At 68.0% G+C, this 4,314-nt stretch carries 5 protein-coding genes and 1 pseudogene; 1 reads left to right on the top strand and 5 read right to left on the bottom strand.

Going from position 1 to position 4,314, the window contains the following annotated elements; genetic code table 11:
• The 4 genes and pseudogenes from CSW58_RS12300 to CSW58_RS12290 form a co-directional block, all read right to left on the bottom strand.
• Window positions 1–1,101 (bottom strand): biotin/lipoyl-binding protein (locus tag CSW58_RS12300; RefSeq protein ID WP_143755199.1); only part of this gene is annotated, 1,101 nt, incomplete at its 3' end.
• 19 nt (window positions 1,102–1,120) lie between these two features.
• On the bottom strand, window positions 1,121–1,270 hold the full coding sequence (locus CSW58_RS15455; RefSeq protein ID WP_161494614.1) for a hypothetical protein: 150 nt from the start codon (window positions 1,268–1,270) through the stop codon (window positions 1,121–1,123).
• A 263-nt stretch (window positions 1,271–1,533) separates the two neighbouring features.
• Window positions 1,534–1,704, bottom strand: a pseudogene (locus tag CSW58_RS16305) (hypothetical protein); the annotation flags it as partial.
• Window positions 1,701–2,801: an ABC transporter transmembrane domain-containing protein gene (locus CSW58_RS12290; protein ID WP_161494613.1), complete on the bottom strand. Its 1,101-nt coding sequence runs from the start codon at window positions 2,799–2,801 to the stop codon at window positions 1,701–1,703. The gene CSW58_RS12290 and the pseudogene CSW58_RS16305, both read right to left, overlap by 4 nt.
• Before the next feature lie 268 nt (window positions 2,802–3,069).
• Between CSW58_RS12290 and CSW58_RS12285 the strand changes: the two genes are divergently transcribed.
• A complete protein-coding gene (locus tag CSW58_RS12285) occupies window positions 3,070–4,068 on the top strand; it encodes a M23 family metallopeptidase (RefSeq protein ID WP_099447475.1) in 999 nt (332 codons plus the stop codon).
• 24 nt (window positions 4,069–4,092) lie between these two features.
• Here the strand turns inward: CSW58_RS12285 and CSW58_RS14155 are convergent.
• The coding region (locus CSW58_RS14155; protein WP_099447474.1) for a hypothetical protein at window positions 4,093–4,314 on the bottom strand (222 nt) is incomplete at its 5' end.

Raw genomic sequence — 4,314 nt, 5'->3', positions numbered from 1 at the left:
CGGCAAGCCCGGCTGCACCGAATTGATATATTGCGGCTTGATGCGCGCCTGCACGACCATCATCACGTTGGACGGCACCACGTCGAGCAGCTCTCTCGCCGCCCCGACAACGCCGCCCTCGGTGAACTGGGTCAGGTTGAGGACCGAACCCTTGCCGGGGAGCGAATGACGGTCTGCTCCAGGGCGACGCGCGGGCCGCGTCCAGGCGGGGCAGGACGTCGGCGATCTTGGCCTGGGCCAACTGCACGGCCTCGGCCGCCTCGCCGATCCGCTGGCCCTGAAGTTCGGCCAGTTGGCTGACGGCCTCGCCGATCTGGGCCTCGGTGGTCGCCGCCGCCGACCGCTGCTCGCCGGCATTGCCCGGAGACTGGCGGCGTTGCGCTGCAGAGCCAGGACACGGGTCCGGGGCGCATAGCCGCGCTCATAGAGCGAGGTCAGGCCGACCAGTTCGTCATCGATCAGCTTGGACTGTTCCTGCTGCGACGAGAGCTGGGCGTTAATGCCCTCAACCCGGCGCGACAGCTGGTTCATGCGCTGGCGCAGAACCGAGGCCTGGGTCTGGTAGATCGTCAGGCGCGAGCGGAACACCGCCTGCTCGTCGCTGACCAACCGGGCCACGACGGGATCGTTCATGCGGGCCTTCAGCGCGGCCGGCACCGGCATGCTGCTCTTGCCGTCCATCTCGGCCTCGAAGCGGGCCAGATGGGCGACGCTGACGTCATACTGGTTCTGCAGCACCGCGTACTGGGCCTGGGCCGTGGTGTCGTCGAAGCGCATCAGCACCTGTCCGGCCGCCACCTGGTCGCCTTCGCGCACCAGGATCTGCCGCACCACGCCGCCGGAGAAGGCCCGGACGGATTTGCGATTGTTCTCCACCTTCACGAAGCCCGGCGCCGAGATCGCGCCGTCGATCTCGGTGACCGAGGCCCAGATGATCGCGCCGATAACCAGGGCGACGATCACCAGGCAGCCGACGATGATCGGCGTCCACATCCGGCGGCGATCGGCGGACGACATTGACGGAAGGCTTGGCAGGCGCAGGTTGCGGCCCTCGAGGCTCTTGCGAAGCATGCTGGAAATCGGGGTCAATGGCGCGTTCACTTCTTCGCCTCCACTTGGCTTAGCTTCGGCGTTTCAGCCTTGCCGGGAGCATGATGTTGAGGCTCTTGAGCACGGCTTCGGTCGGACCAAAGCGTTCCAGGGCGCCGGCCTTCAGGATCGCCATCTTGTCGGCCGCCCGGAAGATGTTGGGTTTGTGCGAGACGATCACCACGGTGACGCCGCGCTCCCGAAGCCGCTTGAGGGTCCTGGCCAGAGCCATTTCGCCGGCGTTGTCGAGGCTGGCATTGGGTTCGTCCAGCACCACCAGGGAGGGCGACCCGACAATGGCGCGGGCCAGGCCGACCAGCTGCCTCTGACCGGCCGACAGGACGCCGCCGCCTCGCCCAACTCGGTGTCGTAACCCTTGGGCAGTTGAACGATCAGGTCGTGAGCCCCCGCCAGGGTCGCGGCGCGGATGACGTCGGCGTCGCTGATCGCGGGGTGGAAGCGGGCGATATTGGCGCGAACCGTGCCGGAGAACAGTTCAACGTCCTGCGGCAGATAGCCGACATGTTCGCCGATGCTGTCGCGATCCCAGTTGTAGATATTGACCCCGTCCAACCGGACCAGGCCGTTCAGCGGCTTCCAGACGCCGACCATCAGCCGCGCCAGGGTGGACTTGCCCGAACCCGAAGGCCCGGCGATGCCCAGAACCTCGCCGGGGCCAGTTCAAGGCTGATGGCCTTGAGGATCAGGACGTCCGAGCCGGGGGCGGCGTAGCTCAGGCGATCGACGACGATATGGCCCTTGGGCTTGGGCAGGGCGGTGCGTCGCTCGGGCGGCTGATAGCTGCCGAGCAGGAGATTCAGTCGGGCCAGGGCCTGCAGGCCGTTGGTCAGGGGCCCGAACGAGCCGACCAGGCCCTGGATGGGCATCAGGGCCCGGGAGGCCAGGATCATGTTGGCGAACAACATGGTGGAGGGGATCTTCTGCTCGATGACCAGGGCGGCGCCGACCGCGATGATCAGGATCTGGATGATCATCCGCACCAGCTTGGTGGCATGGCTGAACATCGCGCCGCGTTCCTGGGCGACGGTGGACAGCTCCAGGGCGGTCTCGCGATGCTTGCCCCACGGCGCGGCCAGATGGGGCAGCATGCCCATGGCCCGCACGACCTCGCCGTTGCGCAAGGCGGCGTCGGTGAAGGCATAGCCCTTGATGGCCTCATCCGAGGCGGCCCGCAGCTTGTCACGGGTGAAATAGTTCTGGGCCACGGTCAGGGCGACCAGCACCACGCCGCCGCCCAGGGTCACGAAGCCGATCACCGGATCGATGACGAACAGGATGAAGATGAACACCGGCATCCACGGCAGATCGAACAGGGTGGCGACGGCCGGGCCGGACAGCAGCTGTCGCACGGCGTCGATGTCGCGCAGGGCCTGGGAGCGGGTGGTGCGGTCGCGCTGCACCACGGCGTCGAACAGGGTGGTGAAGGCCGGTCCGGAAACCTGGCGATCGAACTCCAGGCTGAAATTGACCATCACCTGCGAGCGCAGATAGTCCAGCACCGCCGACACGCAGAACACCACCAGGATGCCGACGGTCAGGACCAGCAGGGTGCCCAGGCTCTGGCTGATCAGCACCCGGCCATAGATCTGCTGGGTATAGATCGGCAGGGAGAGGTACAGCAGGTTGCTGGCCAGGCTGAACAGGGCCGTGAAGGCCAGCGGGCCCCGGGCCGCTTTCAGCGCCGATTGCACGGTCGGAGAGGTTTTGACGCTCTCCGCATGTCGGTTCAGAATCTTGAAGACTGCCATGACGATACCAATACTGTCGGCCGCGGGCGCCCTGGACGCCGAGGCCCTGCCCCCCAACTCCCGCCTCGGAACCCCAAGGGCGATCCGGCGGTTGGATCCGACGCCGTCGCGTCCGATCCGAGCGTGAACGGCTCAAACAGGTTGAAGCCGCGCGCGCGGACGTGTCCTAACATATCGTGACGATGACACCTTATGAAATCAGAGGCTGAGTATGAAAGCACATCTGTTGGGGCTAGGCCTCCTGGGGCTGTCCGGACTGGCGCCGACGGCCTCGCAGGGCGGCGTCGAGCCGCGCCTGCAGTGGCCCGTGCGCTGCGTGGTCGGGGCCAGTTGCGTCGTTCAGCACTATGTCGACCAGGACCCAGGCCCGGGGATCCGCGACTTCGCCTGCGGCTCCACCACCTATCAGGACCACAGCGGCGTCGACATCCGGCTGCGCACCGAACGCCAGCAGGCGGCGGGGGTTGATGTGCTGGCCGCTGCGGCCGGCCGGGTGCTGCGGGTGCGCGACGGCGTGGTCGACATGTCGGTGCGCGAGCGCGGCGCCGCGGCGGTCAAGGGCGAGGAGTGCGGCAACGGCCTGGTCATCGACCACGGCCAGGGCCTGCAGACCCAGTACTGCCACATGCGTCTCGGCAGCCTGAAGGTGAAGCCCGGCGACCAGGTCGCTGCCCTGCAGCCGCTCGGCCAGATCGGGCTGTCGGGCAATACCGAGTTTCCCCACCTGCACTTCACCGTTCGCCAGAGCGGCAAGGTGGTCGATCCGTTCAATGGCGGGGCGGTCGGCTCGGCCTGCGGCGGAGGGACCTCGATGTGGGATCCGGGCCTGCGGGCTGGCCTGGCCTACAAGCCCAGCACGGTGCTCAATCGCGGCTTCACCGCCGACACCCCGACCATGGCCCGGGTCGAGGCCGGCGACCTGGAGGATGTCCGGGTCGGCCCCGAGACGCCGATGATCGCCTTCGTCCGCGCCACCGGCCTCAAGCAGGGCGACAGCCTGACCCTCTCCTTGACCGGTCCCGGCGGCGAGACCCTCGCCACGTCGGCCCCGGTGGTGCTGGACCGCAACAAGGCCCAACAGTTCATGTTCGTCGGCCGCAAGGCCCGGGCGGGCGGCTGGCCGGCGGGGACCTATACCGCGCGCTATCGCGTCGAGCGGGCCGGCGCCGTGGCGCTCAGCGACGAGTTTCGCCAGGAAATCCGCCGCTAGAAGCCCCCGCCCCGGGCCGGCACCCTATTGCGGGATGGTCAGGGAACGGGCGTGGATCTTGACGACGCCGTACTTGGCCAGGGTCAGGATCGCGCGTTCGACCCGGCCCCGGCGGGCGGCGGGCACGTCGGACAGCAGCTCGGACACCCGCATCTGCCGGGCCCCGGTGAGGCGGAACACCAGGGTTTCCAGCTCGTGGGCGGCGGGAAAGAAGCTGGTGGCGTAGGCCACCAGCGGCGACTTCAT

This window comes from Caulobacter sp. B11 (assembly GCF_002737765.1).
Taxonomy (GTDB): domain Bacteria; phylum Pseudomonadota; class Alphaproteobacteria; order Caulobacterales; family Caulobacteraceae; genus Caulobacter.
The sequence above is the reverse complement of the archived record's forward strand: the minus strand, read 5'-3'. Positions and strand labels throughout refer to the sequence as shown.

Coding starts and splice junctions, on each gene's coding strand:
- CSW58_RS12285 (WP_099447475.1), top strand. CDS start 3,070: ATGAAAGCACATCTGTTGGGGCTAGGCCTCCTGGGGCTGTCCGGACTG.